General features: G+C 31.7%; 15 protein-coding genes and 1 tRNA gene. 8 read left to right on the forward strand and 8 right to left on the reverse strand.

Going from position 1 to position 17,053, the window contains the following annotated elements; genetic code table 11:
• Nucleotides 1-3 precede the first annotated feature (3 nt).
• Entirely contained in the window at nucleotides 4-333 is a 330-nt protein-coding gene (locus tag EV01_RS05155) for a hypothetical protein (RefSeq protein WP_032517966.1), read from the reverse strand.
• Entirely contained in the window at nucleotides 330-2,297 is a 1,968-nt protein-coding gene (gene gyrB / locus EV01_RS05150) for a DNA topoisomerase (ATP-hydrolyzing) subunit B (protein WP_032518508.1), read from the reverse strand. The genes EV01_RS05155 and gyrB overlap by 4 nt, the downstream gene beginning before the upstream one ends.
• Before the next feature lie 149 nt (nucleotides 2,298-2,446).
• Between gyrB and miaA the strand changes: the two genes are divergently transcribed.
• The 4 genes from miaA to cysE all read left to right on the forward strand — a co-directional run bounded on the left by miaA (nucleotide 2,447) and on the right by cysE (nucleotide 5,780).
• Nucleotides 2,447-3,346 carry a tRNA (adenosine(37)-N6)-dimethylallyltransferase MiaA gene (miaA, locus tag EV01_RS05145; protein WP_032517968.1) on the forward strand — a complete coding sequence of 300 codons (900 nt, stop codon included), beginning with the start codon at nucleotides 2,447-2,449 and terminating at the stop codon, nucleotides 3,344-3,346.
• 52 nt (nucleotides 3,347-3,398) lie between these two features.
• The gene (gene infC, locus EV01_RS05140; protein ID WP_032517969.1) at nucleotides 3,399-3,971 is read left to right on the forward strand and encodes a translation initiation factor IF-3; all 573 of its coding nucleotides are present in this window, start codon (nucleotides 3,399-3,401) and stop codon (nucleotides 3,969-3,971) included.
• Nucleotides 3,972-4,046: 75 nt separating this feature from the next.
• Entirely contained in the window at nucleotides 4,047-5,033 is a 987-nt protein-coding gene (locus EV01_RS05135) for a GntR family transcriptional regulator (RefSeq protein ID WP_032517970.1), read from the forward strand.
• Between the two features lie 12 nt (nucleotides 5,034-5,045).
• Complete coding sequence (gene cysE, locus EV01_RS05130; RefSeq protein WP_032518081.1) at nucleotides 5,046-5,780, forward strand: serine O-acetyltransferase; 735 nt, start codon at nucleotides 5,046-5,048, stop codon at nucleotides 5,778-5,780.
• An 8-nt stretch (nucleotides 5,781-5,788) separates the two neighbouring features.
• Here the strand turns inward: cysE and secA are convergent, their stop codons facing one another.
• Nucleotides 5,789-8,620 (reverse strand): preprotein translocase subunit SecA, encoded by a 2,832-nt coding sequence (secA, locus tag EV01_RS05125; RefSeq protein WP_072013472.1) that lies wholly within the window; start codon nucleotides 8,618-8,620, stop codon nucleotides 5,789-5,791.
• 183 nt (nucleotides 8,621-8,803) lie between these two features.
• Between secA and EV01_RS05120 the strand changes: the two genes are divergently transcribed.
• Nucleotides 8,804-9,259, forward strand: coding sequence for a GNAT family N-acetyltransferase (locus EV01_RS05120; protein ID WP_032517971.1), 456 nt, complete (start codon nucleotides 8,804-8,806; stop codon nucleotides 9,257-9,259).
• A 56-nt stretch (nucleotides 9,260-9,315) separates the two neighbouring features.
• Here EV01_RS05120 and EV01_RS05115 read toward each other — a convergent pair whose 3' ends face one another.
• The 4 genes from EV01_RS05115 to psbZ form a co-directional block, all read right to left on the reverse strand.
• Nucleotides 9,316-9,747, reverse strand: a complete 432-nt coding sequence (locus EV01_RS05115) for a nuclear transport factor 2 family protein (protein WP_032517972.1) — start codon at nucleotides 9,745-9,747, stop codon at nucleotides 9,316-9,318.
• Nucleotides 9,748-9,792: 45 nt separating this feature from the next.
• Nucleotides 9,793-9,864: transfer RNA gene (locus EV01_RS05110), tRNA-Gly, on the reverse strand.
• 61 nt (nucleotides 9,865-9,925) lie between these two features.
• Nucleotides 9,926-10,402, reverse strand: a complete 477-nt coding sequence (gene ribH / locus EV01_RS05105) for a 6,7-dimethyl-8-ribityllumazine synthase (protein WP_032517973.1) — start codon at nucleotides 10,400-10,402, stop codon at nucleotides 9,926-9,928.
• A 49-nt stretch (nucleotides 10,403-10,451) separates the two neighbouring features.
• Nucleotides 10,452-10,649 carry a photosystem II reaction center protein PsbZ gene (psbZ, locus tag EV01_RS05100; RefSeq protein ID WP_002807211.1) on the reverse strand — a complete coding sequence of 66 codons (198 nt, stop codon included), beginning with the start codon at nucleotides 10,647-10,649 and terminating at the stop codon, nucleotides 10,452-10,454.
• A 141-nt stretch (nucleotides 10,650-10,790) separates the two neighbouring features.
• Between psbZ and mutS the strand changes: the two genes are divergently transcribed.
• Nucleotides 10,791-13,532 carry a DNA mismatch repair protein MutS gene (mutS, locus tag EV01_RS05095; protein ID WP_032517974.1) on the forward strand — a complete coding sequence of 914 codons (2,742 nt, stop codon included), beginning with the start codon at nucleotides 10,791-10,793 and terminating at the stop codon, nucleotides 13,530-13,532.
• Between the two features lie 31 nt (nucleotides 13,533-13,563).
• On the opposite strand, the gene EV01_RS05090 is transcribed toward mutS, so the two are convergent.
• Complete coding sequence (locus tag EV01_RS05090; RefSeq protein ID WP_032517975.1) at nucleotides 13,564-14,187, reverse strand: precorrin-8X methylmutase; 624 nt, start codon at nucleotides 14,185-14,187, stop codon at nucleotides 13,564-13,566.
• Between the two features lie 58 nt (nucleotides 14,188-14,245).
• Here EV01_RS05090 and holA point away from each other — a divergent pair, with 58 nt between their 5' ends.
• Nucleotides 14,246-15,247, forward strand: a complete 1,002-nt coding sequence (gene holA, locus EV01_RS05085; RefSeq protein ID WP_032517976.1) for a DNA polymerase III subunit delta — start codon at nucleotides 14,246-14,248, stop codon at nucleotides 15,245-15,247.
• A gap of 39 nt (nucleotides 15,248-15,286) precedes the next feature.
• Nucleotides 15,287-17,047 (forward strand): aspartate kinase, encoded by a 1,761-nt coding sequence (locus EV01_RS05080; RefSeq protein ID WP_032517977.1) that lies wholly within the window; start codon nucleotides 15,287-15,289, stop codon nucleotides 17,045-17,047.
• The last annotated feature ends 6 nt before the right edge of the window (nucleotides 17,048-17,053 follow it).

Below are 17,053 nucleotides of genomic sequence, written 5' to 3' on the forward strand. Positions count from 1 at the left end.
AATTTACATTTTTATCCAGCCTTTCAAAATCTTATTTGGATCATCTAGTATTTTATTAGAAGCTAATTCCACCCTAAGCCAAATTTCTTTTTCATTAACTTTCCAGTTACGTAGTATTGTAATTGAAGTCCCTGAATCTAAAACCATTAACTTTTTAGCATCTATTTTTGGAAAAGAATAAAGAGAAGCTTTCGAGTTTAATATAATTTCTTTGGTACTATTAAGCAAATTATCTTGATTTAAATTTTTTTGGATCCCTCCAGCAGGAAGGGTTATAGGACCAATTAATGCAAAGATAATTAAGCAAATATTCTTTAGCAGATTGTTTATCATATATCTAAAGTTGCCATATCTAAGTTACTACTATGAGTTTCAATAAACTCTCTTCGTGGAGCAACTTTATCTCCCATCAATATATTAAATATTCTGTCAGCTTCAAATGCATCTTCTATCTCAACCCTCTTCATCATCCTAGTCTGAGGATTCATTGTTGTGTCCCATAATTGTTTTGGCATCATCTCACCTAAACCTTTAAATCTTTGGATATTGTAGTTGGCATTTTCTCCGAAACCTTTAATTGTATCCTTTAATTGATTCTCGTTATAACAGTATTTATGATTTTTTCCTCTTTCTACTTTATAAAGAGGAGGGCAAGCTATATATATAAAACCTCTTTCAACAAGTTCTCTCTGATATCTATAAAAAAATGTCAATAATAATGTTCTAATATGAGCTCCATCGACATCAGCATCTGTCATAATTACTACTCTGTGATATCTCAAAGAATTGGTATCGAACTCTTCACCTTTTATTCCTAATCCTAGAGCTGTTATTAATGACTGAATTTCTGTATTTTTGTATATTTTAGAATCATCAGTTTTTTCAATATTAAGAATTTTTCCTCTTAAAGGCAAAATAGCCTGAAAGTTTCTATCTCTACCTTGTTTTGCCGAGCCTCCAGCAGAATCTCCTTCAACGATATAAATTTCTGATTGTGAGGGATCCCTAGAACTACAATCTGCTAATTTACCCGGTAGAGTTGAACTTTCAAGAACACTTTTCCTTCTAACTAATTCTCTAGCCCTTCTTGCAGCTTCTGCTGCATTAAATGATTGAATAGCTTTTTCAAGAATCAAATCCAAAATTCCAGGATTGAACTCCATATATTTAGTAAGAGCCTCCCCGATCAGAGAATCAACAATCCCTCTTACTTCAGGATTCCCTAATTTTGTTTTTGTTTGGCCTTCAAATTCGGGATCGGGAACTTTTACTGATAAAACTACCGTCAAGCCCTCCCTTATATTTTCTCCAGCTAAATTTTTTTCAATGTCTTTTCTTTTGCCTCTCTTTTTAGCAAGAGTATTGAAAGTTCTTGTCAAAACAGTCTTTAATCCTTCAATATGAGTACCTCCATCAACAGTTCTAATATTATTTGCAAATCCTAAAATATTATCTGAATAAACATCTGAACACCATTGCAAAGCTGCTTCTACATAAACGTTGTCTTTTTGTGAGTCAACATAAATTATCTCAGGATGAATTGACTCCTTTTCTGCATTTATATATTGAACATATTCTCTGATACCTCCTTGATAAAAGTAAATTTCCTCTTTAAAAGAGCCATCTGATAATTCATTTCTCTCATCTCTGAAAACAATTTTTACGCCGCCATTAAGATAAGCGAGTTCTCTTAATCTTGATGAGAGAAGAGCATATTCAAATTCTATTCCTCCAGTAAAAATGGTTTTATCAGGTTTGAAACAAATAGTTGTTCCTTTTTTGAAAGGTTTTGCTGACTGCTTTTTTGTTTGCAATACTCCTTTTGATACACCTTTTTCAAATCTTTGCTGGAACTCGTTGCTATCCCGATAAACAGTTACATCAACCCACTCGCTTAATGCATTAACTACAGATATTCCTACTCCATGTAAGCCGCCTGAAACTTTATAGCCGCCACTTCCGAATTTACCTCCCGCGTGAAGAACAGTCAGTACAGTTTCTAAAGCGCTTTTACCAGTCTTTTGATGAATATCTGTTGGAATACCTCTTCCATTGTCAGAGATTAAAGCTGATCCATCTGCTCGAAGAACTATTTCTATATGATCACAATGTCCAGCTAGTGCTTCGTCAACTGAGTTATCGACAACTTCATATACTAAATGATGTAAACCTCTAGGACCTGTAGAACCTATATACATTCCAGGACGTTTACGAACAGGTTCTAAACCCTCTAAAACCTGAATCTGTTCTGCACCATAGTCGCTTGATATTTTATTAGATCTTTTGTCCTCACTCATTTAATATAAAAAAAAATTAAACTTTTAAAAAATATTTTTTAAAAGTCCTTTTATTAAACTTACCATTGCAATAAGAGAAAGGCTCGAAGTCTATGGAAAATTTAATTTCTTTAATTATATAGCTAATCGATTTTTCTTCAGAAAATTATATGTCTTCTAATAAACCTCGTGTAATAGTTTTAATTGGACCCACAGCAAGTGGTAAAACAGAATTAGCTATTGAAATTGCAGAATATTTAAAAACTCGCATACATAATATTGATTCAAGACAAGTTTATAAGTATATGGATATTGGCACAGCAAAACCATCTGAGAATCAACAAAAAAAAATAGAGCATTTTTTAATAGATATCAAAGAACCTGTTAATCCAATTAATGTAAAACAATTTCAAGAAATTGCTAAAAAATCAATACAAAAAGAAATTGAGAAAAAATTGATCCCCTTTCTTGTTGGAGGGAGTGGTTTATATATGAACTCAATAACAAAAGGTTTTTTTGTACCAAATGTTCCTCCACAAAAGAATTTGAGAAGACAATTAGAAACAGTTGGGCAGAGAAAATGTTGGGAACTTTTAAAAAATTGTGATCCAATATCAACAAAAACAATTAATTATGCTGATCGCATTAGAACAATAAGAGCTTTAGAAGTCTTCTACGTAACGGGTAAACCTTTATCAAGTCAACAAGTTCAAAAACCGCCTGAATGGGAAATACTAGAACTTGGATTAGATAGAGATAACTTAAGAGAAAGAATTATACAAAGAACAAAAAATATGTTTTTATCTGGAATTATTGAAGAGACGCAACAACTAATTTGTCAATATGGCTCTGATTTGCCCATATTAAAAACAATTGGTTATTGTGAAGCAAAAGATGTTTTAAATAACCATTTAACTATTGATAAAGCAATAGAATTAACCGCTATAAAAACGAACCAATTTGCAAAAAGACAAAAAACTTGGTTTCGTAATAAAAATAATCCTCTTTGGCTTAGTAACAAAAACCTGCTAAAAGATGCAATAATTAAAATAGAGTCTTTTTTAGGCTAACTTTAAGAATAATAGATTTTTCATCATCAAAACTACTTATTAACTAAACTGAATGCCACCACGCCCACGCTTTGACCGCCGCGCTCCAGTCAGAGAGCTCCCAAATATAAATGAAAGAATAAAATACCCTCAATTGAGAGTCGTTGATTCAGATGGAAAACAATTAGGAGTAATAGATAGATTACAAGCGTTAGAAATAGCCTCTCAGAGAGAACTTGATTTGGTTTTAGTAAGCGAAAAAGCAAATCCTCCTGTCTGTAGAATTATGGATTATGGTAAATATAAATTTGAACAAGAAAAGAAAGCAAAAGAAGCAAGAAAGAAATCTCATCAAACAGAAGTTAAAGAAGTAAAAATGAGATACAAAATTGATAAGCATGACTATGACGTACGAATAGGGCAAGCTACTAAATTTTTAAAATCAGGAGATAAAGTAAAATGCACTGTGATTTTTAGGGGTAGAGAAATTCAACACTCAAATTTAGCTGAAACACTTCTTTTAAAAATGGCTAATGATTTAGAGGAGCAATCAGAAGTACAACAAAAACCAAAAAGAGAAGGAAGAAATATGATTATGTTTTTAAGCCCTAGAAAAACTCCTCTTATTAAAAAAGATTCAGAGTAAGAAATTTCTATCTAGAAGTATGCCGAATGTTAAAGTGTCACTATAAATAAATATTAATTAGTCAGGATTTTAAAAGTGAAATTTCATATTCAACAAGAAAGTGATATTCCGTCTTCGACACAACTTTATAATCAAATTTGCTTTGCAATAGCAGCAAGGCACTATCCTCCAGGTCACAGGCTTCCAAGTACAAGGCAACTCGCAATGCAAACTGGACTACATCGAAATACCATTAGCAAGGTTTATAGACAGCTTGAAATAGATGGGGTTGTTGAAGCAATAGCTGGATCAGGTATCTATGTAAGAGATAATCTCACAAAAAAAGACTTTAAAAAATCAATTTACTCAAAAGGCAAAAAAAGTAAGCCTCCAGATCAAGAAGCAAAAAAGGCTATTGACAATTTCATAAATCTTGGATGCACCTTACAAGAAACAAGAGAAATATTTACTAATGAAATTGATTGGCGTATTAAGTGCGGAGCAAGAATAATTGTTAGTACTCCTAGAGAGGATATAGGAGCTTCCATGCTAATAGCAGAGGACCTCTCTCCAAAAATAAATGTACCAGTTGAAGTTGTCCCTATGGAAGAATTAGAAAAAGTTTTGAGTAGTTCTAATAATGGGACTATTGTGACAAGCAGATATTTTTTACAGCCTCTAGAAAAAGTTGCTAAGCAATACGGAGTGCGAGCTATTGCTGTTGACCTTAGTGACTTTCAAAAAGAATTGAAAATTCTAAAAGAATTAAATGCTGGAAGTTGTGTTGGTATTGTCAGCATTAGTCCTGGTTTATTAAGAGCAGCGGAAGTTATCATACACAGCATGCGTGGTAATGAATTAATGCTTATGACTGCAATATCAGATAATAACAGTAGACTATTATCGCTTCTAAAGACTTCAAGCCACATAGTTTGTGATGGTCCTAGTTTATCAGTTGTGGAAAATACATTATTAAAAAATCGATCCCAGCTCATTAGATTACCTCATATCATATGCGCTAAAAATTATTTGAGTATAGAAACAATAAATCAACTAAAAAAAGAAATTGGAGTTCTTAATTAGACTATGATCATGATACTAAAAACTTTTAAATCAGATATAGAAATTATCAAAGAAAGAGATCCTGCAGCTCGTGGAATATTGGAGATTTTTCTTTGCTACCCTGGTTTTCAATCAATAGTTATTCATAGGTTTACTCATAAATTATGGAAATTAAAAATTCCGTTAATTCCCCGTTTATTAAGTCATCTAAATAGGACATTAACAGGTATTGAAATCCATCCTGGGGCCAAAATTGGGAAAAGGGTTTTCATAGATCATGGAATGGGAGTTGTAATTGGTGAAACAGCTGAAATAGGAAATAATTGTTTGCTTTATCAGGGAGTGACATTGGGAGGTACGGGTAAAAGTCATGGGAAAAGACACCCAACCTTGATGGAAAATGTTGTCGTTGGCGCTGGTGCAAAAGTTCTTGGATCTATTACTGTAGGAACAAATACACGTATTGGTGCAGGTTCAGTAGTTGTTCGTAATGTAGAGAGTAATAGCACTGTAGTCGGGGTTCCTGGCAGGGTAGTACATCAAAGTGGTGTCAAAGTTAATCCACTAGCTCACTCCGCCCTGCCAGATGCAGAAGCTAATGTGATAAAAAATTTAATGGATAGAATTGATTTACTTGAAAATGAAATTCTTAAATTACAAAAAACACTACAATGTCTAGCTAACTCAGAATCTATTGATATCTCTAAACTAGGAAATGCTCAAAATATAAAAGATAAAGAAATCATAGAATTTCTTGGAGATGATTAAGTATTAATTTATTTCTCATCATCTCTGTCAGTTTTAGGTTGAAACATAAACATTGAATAAATCACATTTCGTCTCATATTTGTCATCATTTCTAAAAACATATCATAACCTTCGTTTTTATACTCTATTAAAGGGTCTTTTTGTCCATAACCTCTCAATCCAACAGATTCCCTTAAAGAGTCCATAGATTGAAGGTGTTCACGCCACAAATTATCAATTTGCTGCAAAATAAAAAATCTTTCAGCTTCTCTCATTAATCCTGGACGAATCTTTTCAATTTGTGATTCCTTTAAATCATAAGCAATTCGTAACTGCTCCTGAAGATAGTTTTTCAATTCATCTATTGACAATAAATTGACATCATCCGCTTTAAGATCGTCTAATAAATAAATAAATTCTTTAACTTTAGAAATTAATTGATCAATATTCCATTCTTCAGGAGGAAGATCAGGATTAATATAAGCCTCTACAATTTCACTCATTGTTCTTTCTCCATATCCTATTACTTGCCTCTTTAAATCAATTCCTTGCAAAACTCTTAGCCTTTCAGAATATACTGCTTTTCTTTGATTATTCATTACCTCATCATACTCAAACACTTGTTTTCTAATATCGTAATAATAGGTCTCTACTTTCTTTTGAGCACTTTCTAAAGACCTAGTAAGCATTCCTGACTCAATAGGCATATCTTCATCAACCCTAAATGCATTCATTAGGTTTGCTACCCTATCGCCTCCAAAAATTCTTAATAGATTATCTTCTAAAGATAAAAAGAATCTGGTACTTCCAAGATCACCTTGTCTTCCTGCTCTTCCTCTAAGTTGATTATCAACTCTTCTTGATTCATGTCTCTCTGTACCAATGACGTGTAAACCACCAGCATTTCTAACTTTTTCCTCTTCATGAATCAAAACTTTTTCATATTCTTCTTTAACCTCTGATAAAGATTCTCTCAAAAGCTCTATCGAGTTATCCTCGGTAGGAGCTTTTTCTGCAGCTGTAGCTATCCTGTCATCTAGCTCTAAGACGGAAAGTTGTCTATCTCCCCAATTCTCGACAAGTTTATTAGATAAAAGAGAAAGCTTCTTTTCAATTCCTTCATCTAATTTGCAAGGGAAAAGACTCGTTGATGAACTTGAAATATTTTTTTTCAAATTTGATCCCAATTTTGAAGAAAACCCACCCTTAGCTTTTGTACTTCTTTGTTTAGGGATGGGTGGCTTATGCTCATTATCTGGTTTTACTAGTAAAGGTATTAAAATTTCTTTCAATTTAAGTCTTGCCATATAATCACTATTACCGCCAAGAATTATATCTGTTCCTCTTCCAGCCATATTAGTAGCAATAGTAACAGCACCTGCTCTTCCTGCCTGAGCAACAATTTCCGCCTCACGTTCAACGTTCTCAGGTTTAGCGTTTAAAAGATTATGCGGGATGTTTTCTCCTGCTAATAATGAACTTAATAACTCACTTTTTTCAACACTTGTTGTACCAACTAACACGGGTCTACCTTGTCTATGAATTTGTATAGTTTCTTTAGCAACAGCTTTCCATTTACCCATCTCTGTCTTAAAAACTTGATCAGACCAATCTTGCCTCTTCCTTATTTGATTTGTCGGTATAACTGTTGATTCTAATTTATATGTTTTCTCAAATTCAACCTCTTCAGTTTTTGCAGTTCCTGTCATACCTGCTAAACCGGGATATAAGAGGAAAAAATTTTGATAAGTGATAGATGCTAATGTTTGAGTTTCAGGCTGAATTTTAAGACTCTCTTTTGCTTCTATTGCTTGATGTTGTCCATCACTCCACCTTCTTCCAGGCATTACCCTTCCAGTAAACTCATCGACTATTACAGCCTCATCATTTTTAATAATATAATTTACGTCTTTGATAAATAATTCTTTAGCTTTTAATGCATTTGTGATGTAATGTGCCCAAGGATCTTGAGGATTATATAAATCCTCTACTCCCAAATATTCTTCACATTTAGCAAAACCCTGATCAGTAAGAATACAACTTCTTTGTTTTTCATCAACTTCATAATCCCCTTCTGGATCAATGCCATCTTTACTTAACTCTTTTGCCTTAACTAGTGCTAAAGCTAATTCTGATGCTTTTTTATATTTTTCTTGAGGTCTTTCAACTTGTCCAGAAATGATTAAAGGTGTTCTAGCTTCATCAATTAGTATTGAATCGACCTCATCAATGACACAGTAATTGAATCTTCTTTGGACTACCTCATTAATATCAGTGGACATATTATCTCTTAGATAATCAAATCCTAATTCGGAATTCGTGGCATAAGTTATATCACATTCGTAATTTTGCTTTCTCTCAACTGGACTCATATCTTGCTGAATCAAACCAACCGACAAACCCAAAAAACGATGAACTTGTCCCATCCACTCAGCATCTCTTCTAGCTAAATAATCATTTACAGTAACAACATGAACGCCTTTTCCAGTTAGAGCATTTAAATAACAGGGTAATGTTGCGACAAGAGTTTTCCCTTCTCCAGTCTTCATCTCAGCTATTTGACACTCATGTAAAACCATCCCGCCTATTAACTGAACATCAAAATGTCTCATGCCAAGTACTCTTTTACTTGCTTCCCGGACAATTGCAAATGCTTTAGGAAGGAATTCTTCTAAAAGTCCCTTTTGTTTTTTAATATCTAATTCTGCTGAAATTTTTGATTTAAGATTATGGGTTTCTCTTCTCAACTCATCATCCGTTAATTTAGAAATTGACTCTTCTAAAAAATTTATCTCTTCCACTATTGGTTGATAGCGCTTTAACTTTCGTGTATTCGGGTCACCCAACAAAAGTTTTAGCATAAGTAACAGTCCTTTAAAAATTCATCCTATTACAAACATTATAAATTAGTGCGTTACAACAGAATGAAGAATGAATATTTCTTTTAAATTTTATAGAAATGATGAACTAAGGTATAAGGTATTTAAATTGAAATCAAAAAGATAACCTAATTATCTTTCACTTTTCTAAAACATTTTTAACAAATGAAAGAAATATCTATAATCAACCATTCTAAAGGAGCTTTTGGATTGAGATTTTTTGGCTTAGGTCCTAATCTAAAACCTACTAGTGGATTAAAAAAGCTAAAAAAATTATTAGATAATAATACCTTCTGGGCAAAAAATAGAAAAGTTAATGAACTAAAGAAGTGTCTTGCTAATAGTGATGTTGTCATAAGTCTCTGGGTGGGCAACGAAATAGTTGGCTTTGGAAGAGCTTTAACTGACGGAATTTACCGTGGAGTGCTTTGGGATATTGTTATAGATAAAAATCATCAAGGAAAAGGTTTTGGGAAATTAATTATAAAAAATCTTTTATCTTCTAAAAAAATTAAAAATACAAAGAAATTATATTTAATGACGACTAATAAAAAATTATTTTATTCGCAACTTGATTTCAAAGAAGTTACTTCTCAAAATTTGTTAATTCGTGAAATATAAAAACTTTTCTCTTTTAAAATAAAGCTTAAATAAAAAAATTAAATTTCTTAGGAAAATTAGGAAACAAATTTACTATAAAGCCATCTTATAAAGGGACCTAAAATAGGAACTGGTCCAAAAGTTGGTCCGCAAAAATCAAAGTAATCTCTATGCTCTTTTATTAATCCATTTTCGCCAAATAATAAACGAGTAGTTCCAGGATAAATAAATTCTTTACCCATAATTTTTAAACCCATTGTCCATTCAACAAATCCACAATTTCCAGTTATGGAAATCGCATGAGTTTCTAAAAAAACATCATCACATCTTTTAACTAGCTTTTCTTGAGCTTTAATATAAGAATCTAACCCCTCAGTTTCCTGCGTTGGGTCTACAAAAATCACATTCTCATTATAAAATTCAGCCCATTTTTGTTTTGTTGGTGCATCCGTACCATAAGGTTTAGTAAATAATCCTTTTAAATCGTCAATAGAAATTACTCTTGTCATTACAAACTCATTATTGTAAATACTTTAGGGGATACAAACATTAAAAGCGGATGAAGAGATTCGAACTCTCGACATTCTCCTTGGCAAGGAGATGCTCTACCACTGAGCTACATCCGCATAACTTCTTTATTTTATCTCAAAGAAGGGATCTATGATAGAAATAATTAAATTTTCTCAATTAATTTAAATTTTTAATCAAGGATCCCATCTCAATTGCTTGTAAAGCATAATTCCAGCCAAGATTATTTTTAATCCCTGCTCTTTCTAGAGCCTGCTGCATAGTATCAGTAGTCAAAACTCCAAAAATAATTGGAACATTATTTTCATATGAAACTTGTGAAATACCTTTGCTCGCCTCAGATATAACTACATCATAGTGGGAAGTTTCCCCACGGATCACAGCTCCAAGTGCAATTACAACGTCATAACTCTTTTTTTTCATGAGGGTTTTAGCTGCGATTGGTAATTCGAATGAACCAGGAACCCAAACTATATCTACTTGATTGCTTGAGTCAGAAGTATCTAAACCATGTCTTTTTAAACAATCAAGACAGCCCGATAAAACTTTATTTGTAATTAAATCATTAAATCTTGCTATTACAATCCCAACTTTTAAAGTAGATGCATTAGTAAAAGATCCCTCAAAAATAGCCATTAAATTTTACTTCGATATATTAATAGACTCTCACGAAAAGGTGTTAAGTTCAAACTAATGAAGAAACAATTCCTGTAACGAAAACCAAAACAACCCAAACAGCTGCAATAGAATAAATTTTTCTCCTACTTTCTCGCTGTCCTTCCTCAGTAGAAGGTTGAGTCACATATAAAACGGGTACTCCAACTACCGCAATTAAAGAAGCAAATAATAAAGCATTTACGAAGAAAAAGTTAACAGCTTGCATAATTCAGTCTTAGGTTTCAAATCATTATAAATACTATAATCTCATGAAAATGATAATTTTTAGAGAAAATTTACATACTTTAGCCACTTTAAATGCAAAAAAAAAATTTCTACCTAATATCTATTTAGGAATTAAAAAAGTATGCAAGAAGATACGATAATTCAAAAGAATTTATTTGCGATTGGTAATGAAAATAATGAGCAAGAAGAAATCACAAAAATTCCAGAAGATTTATCTTGGGAAGATTTAAAAAAAGAATCAAAAAAAAGACCTAGACAAAGAAAAAATTCAACTAATTTAATCAATAAATTTAAGACTGATTTAATTTCAAATAACAAAAATGTTTGCATCAATGAAGAATCTTATAGCTATAAAACAGTTTCAAAACTGAAATTAACTCCTGTAATGAAGCATTATGTAACTCTAAAAGAGGAAAATAAAGATAGGTTATTACTTTATAGATTAGGAGATTTTTTTGAATGTTTTTTTGAAGATGCTGTATTAATATCTAACCTTTTAGAAATAACACTTACCAGTAAAGATGCTGGCAAAGAGATTGGTAAGATCCCGATGGCAGGGGTTCCTTATCATGCAATGGAGAGATACTGTGCTGATTTAATTAAAAAAAATTATTCTGTAGTTATATGCGACCAATTAGAAAAAAGTTCTGGCAATTACGGGACTCCAATTAAAAGAGGAATAACAAGAATAATTACTCCGGGAACTGTAATTGAAGAGGGGATGTTGATAGCAAAGAAAAATAATTGGATTACTGCTATTTTCTTAGCAGAAGAAAACTCAGATGAATCTTATGAATGGGGTATTTCAAAAGCTGATGTAAGCACAGGAGAATTAATAACTTTAGAAGGTCGATCTCTGCCAAAACTATTTGATGAAATTATTAAATTAGATTCTTCAGAAATCATTGTAGGAAGCAATGAAGTAAGAAATTTATTAATTAAAGGAAATAGTCAAATAACATATACTGTTTCTCAAGAGACAAATTTTGGCATTAATGAAGCAAATTATCTAATAAAAAAATATTTCCAAATTGCAAACCTAGAAGGAATAGGACTTAAAAATTTAAATAATGCGACTAGATCTCTTGGAGGTTTATTAAATTATTTAGAAAAAATTAATCCTTCAAATTTAGATAAAGATTCTTCTGTAAAAATCTCATTAGACTTTCCACAAATTCAATTTGGTCACAACAAATTAATCATTGATTATCAAACTCAAAAGAACTTAGAAATCAAAAATACACAACGAGAAAATAATTATGTAGGTTCGCTACTATGGAGCATTGATAGAACTTATACTTGCATGGGTGCGAGGTGTTTAAGAAGGTGGATAGATTCACCATTATTAAACGTTAATGAAATTTATAAAAGACAAAATATAATTAAAAACTTTATTGAATCAAGACAATTACGCATAGATACCCAAAATCTACTTCGAGCAATGGGGGATTTAGAAAGACTTGCTGGCAGAGCTTGTGCAGGTCATGCAAGTCCTAGAGACTTAATTGCAATAGCGGAAGGTTTAAAAAAATTGCCTAAAATAAAATCTATAATTGAATTATTTAAATATGATGTCCCAGATTGGACTAATCAATTAAAAAATATTGATGCAGGACTCTTAGAATTAGCTGACACCATAAGTTTTAAACTAATAGAAAATCCTCCTCTAAATATTAGTGAAGGAGGAATGATCCACGATGGTGTTGACAATGTATTAGATGGTTTACGTAATTTAATGGATGATTACTCAGAGTGGTTAAATCAAGAGGAATTAAAAGAAAGAAAAATTAGCAAAATTTCAAACCTAAAAATTCAATTTCATAAAAATTTTGGTTACTACATTTCTATAAATAAATCAAAAGTTAATTTAGCTCCACAACATTGGATCAAAAGGCAAACACTCACTAATGAAGAAAGGTATATCACTTCAGAAATTAAAAATAAAGAAAATAAGATTTTTCAAATAAAAAGTAGAGCTTCATCAAGAGAATATGAAATTTTCTGCGAATTAAGAAATATAGTTGCTGAAAAAACAAAACAAATAAGATCAATCGCAAAATCTATAGCATCTCTTGATGCATTGCTTGGTTTATCAATTACTTCGGTAGAAAACAATTTTATAAAGCCTTCATTAATACCAATAAATGATACAAAGACAAAAAATAGTACAAAAATTATCGCAGGAAGAAATCCAATTGTTGAGCAATTGTTAAATGATAAAAAATTTATAGCGAACGATATCTCTTTTGATGATAATCAAAAATTAATTATATTAACCGGTCCCAATGCAAGCGGAAAAAGTTGCTTTATAAGACAACTTGGGTTGATTCAAATTCTCGCACAAATTGGTAGCTTTATTCCTGCTAATAATGCTGAAATCAAGATTGCAGATAGGATTTTCACAAGAATTGGGGCGGTTGATGATCAATCATCTGGACAATCAACATTTATGGTAGAAATGTCTGAAACTGCATCAATTTTAAATCAAGCAACCTCTAGCTCACTTGTTTTACTTGATGAGATTGGTAGAGGAACTTCTACTTTTGATGGACTATCAATAGCTTGGTCAGTAAGTGAATATCTTGCAAAGAAAATTCAATGCAATACTATTTTTGCTACGCACTATCATGAGCTGAATTATTTAAAAAATTCAAATAAGAATATACAAAATTTTCAAGTTTTAGTAGAACAAAATAACGATCAGCTAATTTTTAGTCATAGGATTGTCAAAGGGGGCTCAAACAAAAGCTACGGTATAGAAGCAGCTAAATTAGCAGGAGTTCCAAAAGAAGTTATAGAAAAAGCAAAATCAGTTTTAAATTCTTTAGAAGAGAATAATAAATTAAATTATGATATGCATTAGAGTTTTGACATTTTTAAAAGATAAATACTTTTTAAATAGTTTCCCTCAACAAGGCGTTAACTGCAGCAGCTGCCATGGCAGCACCCCCTCTAGTTGAATTCAAAACTATCCTAGGAAAATCAGTAGAAATCAGTTTGTTTTTGCTTTTCTCTACTCCAATAAATCCAACGGGCATTCCGATAATTAAACTAGGTAAATCTTTTCCATTCTCTAAAATATCAATTAAATAAGTTAAAGCTGTAGGCGAACTGCCAATAACTATAATAGGTGATTGCCTTCCAGAATGTATAGCAGATAACTCCTTCCAACCTTCACTTAAGCCAAATGCAGTTTTAGTTAACTCTACGTGCTTATTTTCTCCAAACCACATACTCGCAGTGAATACTTTATTCCTATTGGTATTCTCTGCCATAGATTTTATAGCTGCTGCAGCCATATCAGTATCAGTTAAAATCGGAGCACCATTTTTAAGTGCTTGAAGCCCCTTTTCGCAAGCCCCTTCACTAAAATTAATAAGATTTTGAACTGAAAAATCTCCTGAAGTATGGACTAATCTCTCTAAAACTTTTTTTTCCAAATAATTTAGATCATTGGCTCCTAAATGAGATCTTATAAATCTGATGCTTTCCAAAAATATTGGATGATCTATTACCATTAAATTTAATTTGTGTTAGAAGTAATCATAGTTAATATATGGTTTTTATTGAGCGATTATGCCAATACAAATATTATGGGGAAATGATCTAAATGCTCAAAATACATTTATTCAAAAATTAATTGATAACGAAGTATCCAAAGAATGGAAGGAAATCAACGTAAGTAATTTAAATGGAGATGATAATGAGCAAGTCAATAAAGCTTTTGATGAAGTTCTTTCTCCTCCTTTTGGAAATGGATACAGAATAGTTACATTGAAAAATAATCCAATTTTTACCGCAAAAAATGAAGATTTAAGAATTAAATTTGAAAAAATTCATAACAATATACCTCAAAATACTTATTTCATTTTGCAAAATACAAAAAAACCAGACTCACGACTAAAGAGTACTAAATTTTTACAAAAACTTATCAAAAATAATTTAGCCAAAGAAAAATCATTTTCTTTACCAGAAATCTGGGACTATGAGGGACAAAAAAGATTCTTAGAAGATGCAGCAAATGAAATGAATATTAAAATTGATAAAAATGCAGTAGAGTTAATTATTGATTCTGTTGGGAATGATAGCTTTAAATTAATAAACGAATTAGCTAAAGCAAAAACATACCTTTCTGCAGTAACAAGTGATTTGAATTCACAACTTTTTCTCAACAGTATTGATGTAAAAAAAATATTTAGTGATCATCAATCCAACATTTTCAAAATCATCGATCTGCTCTTACAAAAAAATATTAATGAAAGCCTTATTGAAATAAATTATTCCTTACAGAAAGGAGAGCCTCCCTTAAGACTAAATGCAGGTTTAATTAGTCAGATAAGAATTCATACAATTGTAAAATTAGCAGTTAATTCAGAAAATGATAATGCAGAGAAGATTTGCAATCTTGCAGGCATTTCTAATCCAAAAAGAATTTTTTTTATTCGTAAAAAAGTCAAAAATGTATCACAAGAATATTTAATAAATTTAATGAGTAATTTATTAGATATTGAATCATTACTCAAACAAGGTAATAATCCTATAAATGTTTTTACAGAGAATTTAATTAATTTAAGTTAACCAAATTATAAGTTTAAGAATTTACATTATGATTTAAATATGGCTTTACTAGTAAAAAAATTTGGCGGTACTTCTGTCGGTGATATTAAAAAAATAAAAAATATTGCAAATAACATTTGTCAAAGTAAAGAAGCAGGAAATGAAATTGTCGTAGTTGTCTCCGCAATGGGGCAAACTACAGATGATTTAAATTGTTTAGCAGAATCAATTAGCAAAAATCCTAATCGAAGAGAATTGGATATGCTTCTCTCAACTGGAGAGCAAGTAACCATAGCTCTTCTCTCAATGGCATTAAACGAATATGGAATACCTGCAATTTCAATGACAGGAAGCCAAGTTGGAATTATTACTGAATCAATTCATGGGAAAGCAAGAATTCTGGATATCAAAACGGAAAGAATCCAAAATTATATAAATCAGGGTTTTGTGGTTGTAGTGGCTGGATTTCAAGGAACAACATTAAGCCATACTGGTTCCATGGAAATTACAACTTTGGGTAGAGGCGGTTCAGATACTTCCGCAGTAGCTTTATCAACAGCTTTAGGCGCTGAGACTTGCGAAATTTATACAGACGTTCCAGGTGTTCTTACTACTGATCCAAGAATTGTTCCGAATGCAAAACTCTTAGATGAAATTAGCTGTGAAGAAATGCTTGAACTTGCAAGTGTCGGTGCTTCAGTTCTGCATCCAAGAGCAGTAGAAATTGCACGCAATTATGGAATTAAATTATGTGTCAAATCAAGCCAAAGTGATTCAAGTGGAACTCTCCTAGAAAGTCAAATCCAACCTCTAGCGCTAAAAAGGGGAAGCTTAGAATTAACAAAAACAGTCAATAGTCTTGAAGTATTAGAAAACCAAGCAGTATTCAGTCTCTCAAATATTCCTGATAGGCCTGGGATTGCTGCACAAATATTTGAAAAGCTTTCAGAAGTGAGTATTAATGTAGATCTAATAATACAAGCTACAAATGATGGAAATAATAACGATATTACATTTACTGTTAGTGAATTAGAAGTTAAAAAGACTGCAGAACAATGTGAACTTATAACTAGTCAATTAGGAGGAGAATATAATCTAAAAACAAACATGACTAAATTAAGTATACAAGGAGCGGGCATTATGGGCAGACCTAGTGTTTCAGCTGATTTATTTGATACTTTATCTCAAGCTAATATAAATGTCAGGTTAATAGCTACTAGTGAAATTAAAGTCAGCTGCGTTATTGAAATTAATAATATTCCAAAAACTATTAGATTTGTTGCTGAGAAATTTAAGTTATCCGATACACAAATATTTGTTAATCCAATCAGCGAAATACAAGATCAACCTGAAGTAAGAGGAATTGCATTAGATAAAAATCAAGTTCAAGTAAGTTTTCGTAAACTGCCTGATCGTCCAGGGGTAGCAGCATCAATATGTTTAGCATTAGCTGAAAATAATTTACTTTTCGATACTATCGTGCAGTCTGAAAGAATTTCCTCTTCAAAAACTAAGGATATTAGTCTTACAATGAATAAACAAGATAGAGAAAAAGCTAACTTAGTTTTTGAGGCCATAACAAAAAAATTACCTGGATCATACATTGAAGATGGCCCTTCTATAGCCAAAGTAAGTACTGTTGGAGCAGGAATGGCATTCAAAGTTGGAACGGCTGGAAAAATATTTAGAGCATTGGCTGATCAAAATATTAATATTGAAATGATTGCTACTAGTGAAATCAGAACTTCATGTATTGTCTTAGAAAAAGATTGTGACAAAGCAGTGAATGCTATTCATAATCATTTCGAATTAGAAAAATAAATTTTT

The organism is Prochlorococcus marinus str. MIT 9401, from assembly GCF_000760095.1.
GTDB classification, from domain to species: Bacteria; Cyanobacteriota; Cyanobacteriia; order PCC-6307; family Cyanobiaceae; genus Prochlorococcus_A; species Prochlorococcus_A marinus_I.

Bases quoted from the DNA above. Each gene is read 5' to 3' on its own strand.
- EV01_RS05155 (WP_032517966.1), bottom strand. From the start codon at position 333: ATGATAAACAATCTGCTAAAGAATATTTGCTTAATTATCTTTGCATTA.
- gyrB (WP_032518508.1), bottom strand. From the start codon at position 2,297: ATGAGTGAGGACAAAAGATCTAATAAAATATCAAGCGACTATGGTGCA.
- miaA (WP_032517968.1), top strand. From the start codon at position 2,447: ATGTCTTCTAATAAACCTCGTGTAATAGTTTTAATTGGACCCACAGCA.
- infC (WP_032517969.1), top strand. From the start codon at position 3,399: ATGCCACCACGCCCACGCTTTGACCGCCGCGCTCCAGTCAGAGAGCTC.
- secA (WP_072013472.1), bottom strand. From the start codon at position 8,620: ATGCTAAAACTTTTGTTGGGTGACCCGAATACACGAAAGTTAAAGCGC.
- EV01_RS05120 (WP_032517971.1), top strand. From the start codon at position 8,804: ATGAAAGAAATATCTATAATCAACCATTCTAAAGGAGCTTTTGGATTG.
- EV01_RS05115 (WP_032517972.1), bottom strand. From the start codon at position 9,747: ATGACAAGAGTAATTTCTATTGACGATTTAAAAGGATTATTTACTAAA.
- ribH (WP_032517973.1), bottom strand. From the start codon at position 10,402: ATGGCTATTTTTGAGGGATCTTTTACTAATGCATCTACTTTAAAAGTT.
- psbZ (WP_002807211.1), bottom strand. From the start codon at position 10,649: ATGCAAGCTGTTAACTTTTTCTTCGTAAATGCTTTATTATTTGCTTCT.
- mutS (WP_032517974.1), top strand. From the start codon at position 10,791: ATGCAAGAAGATACGATAATTCAAAAGAATTTATTTGCGATTGGTAAT.
- EV01_RS05090 (WP_032517975.1), bottom strand. From the start codon at position 14,187: ATGGTAATAGATCATCCAATATTTTTGGAAAGCATCAGATTTATAAGA.
- holA (WP_032517976.1), top strand. From the start codon at position 14,246: ATGCCAATACAAATATTATGGGGAAATGATCTAAATGCTCAAAATACA.
- EV01_RS05080 (WP_032517977.1), top strand. From the start codon at position 15,287: ATGGCTTTACTAGTAAAAAAATTTGGCGGTACTTCTGTCGGTGATATT.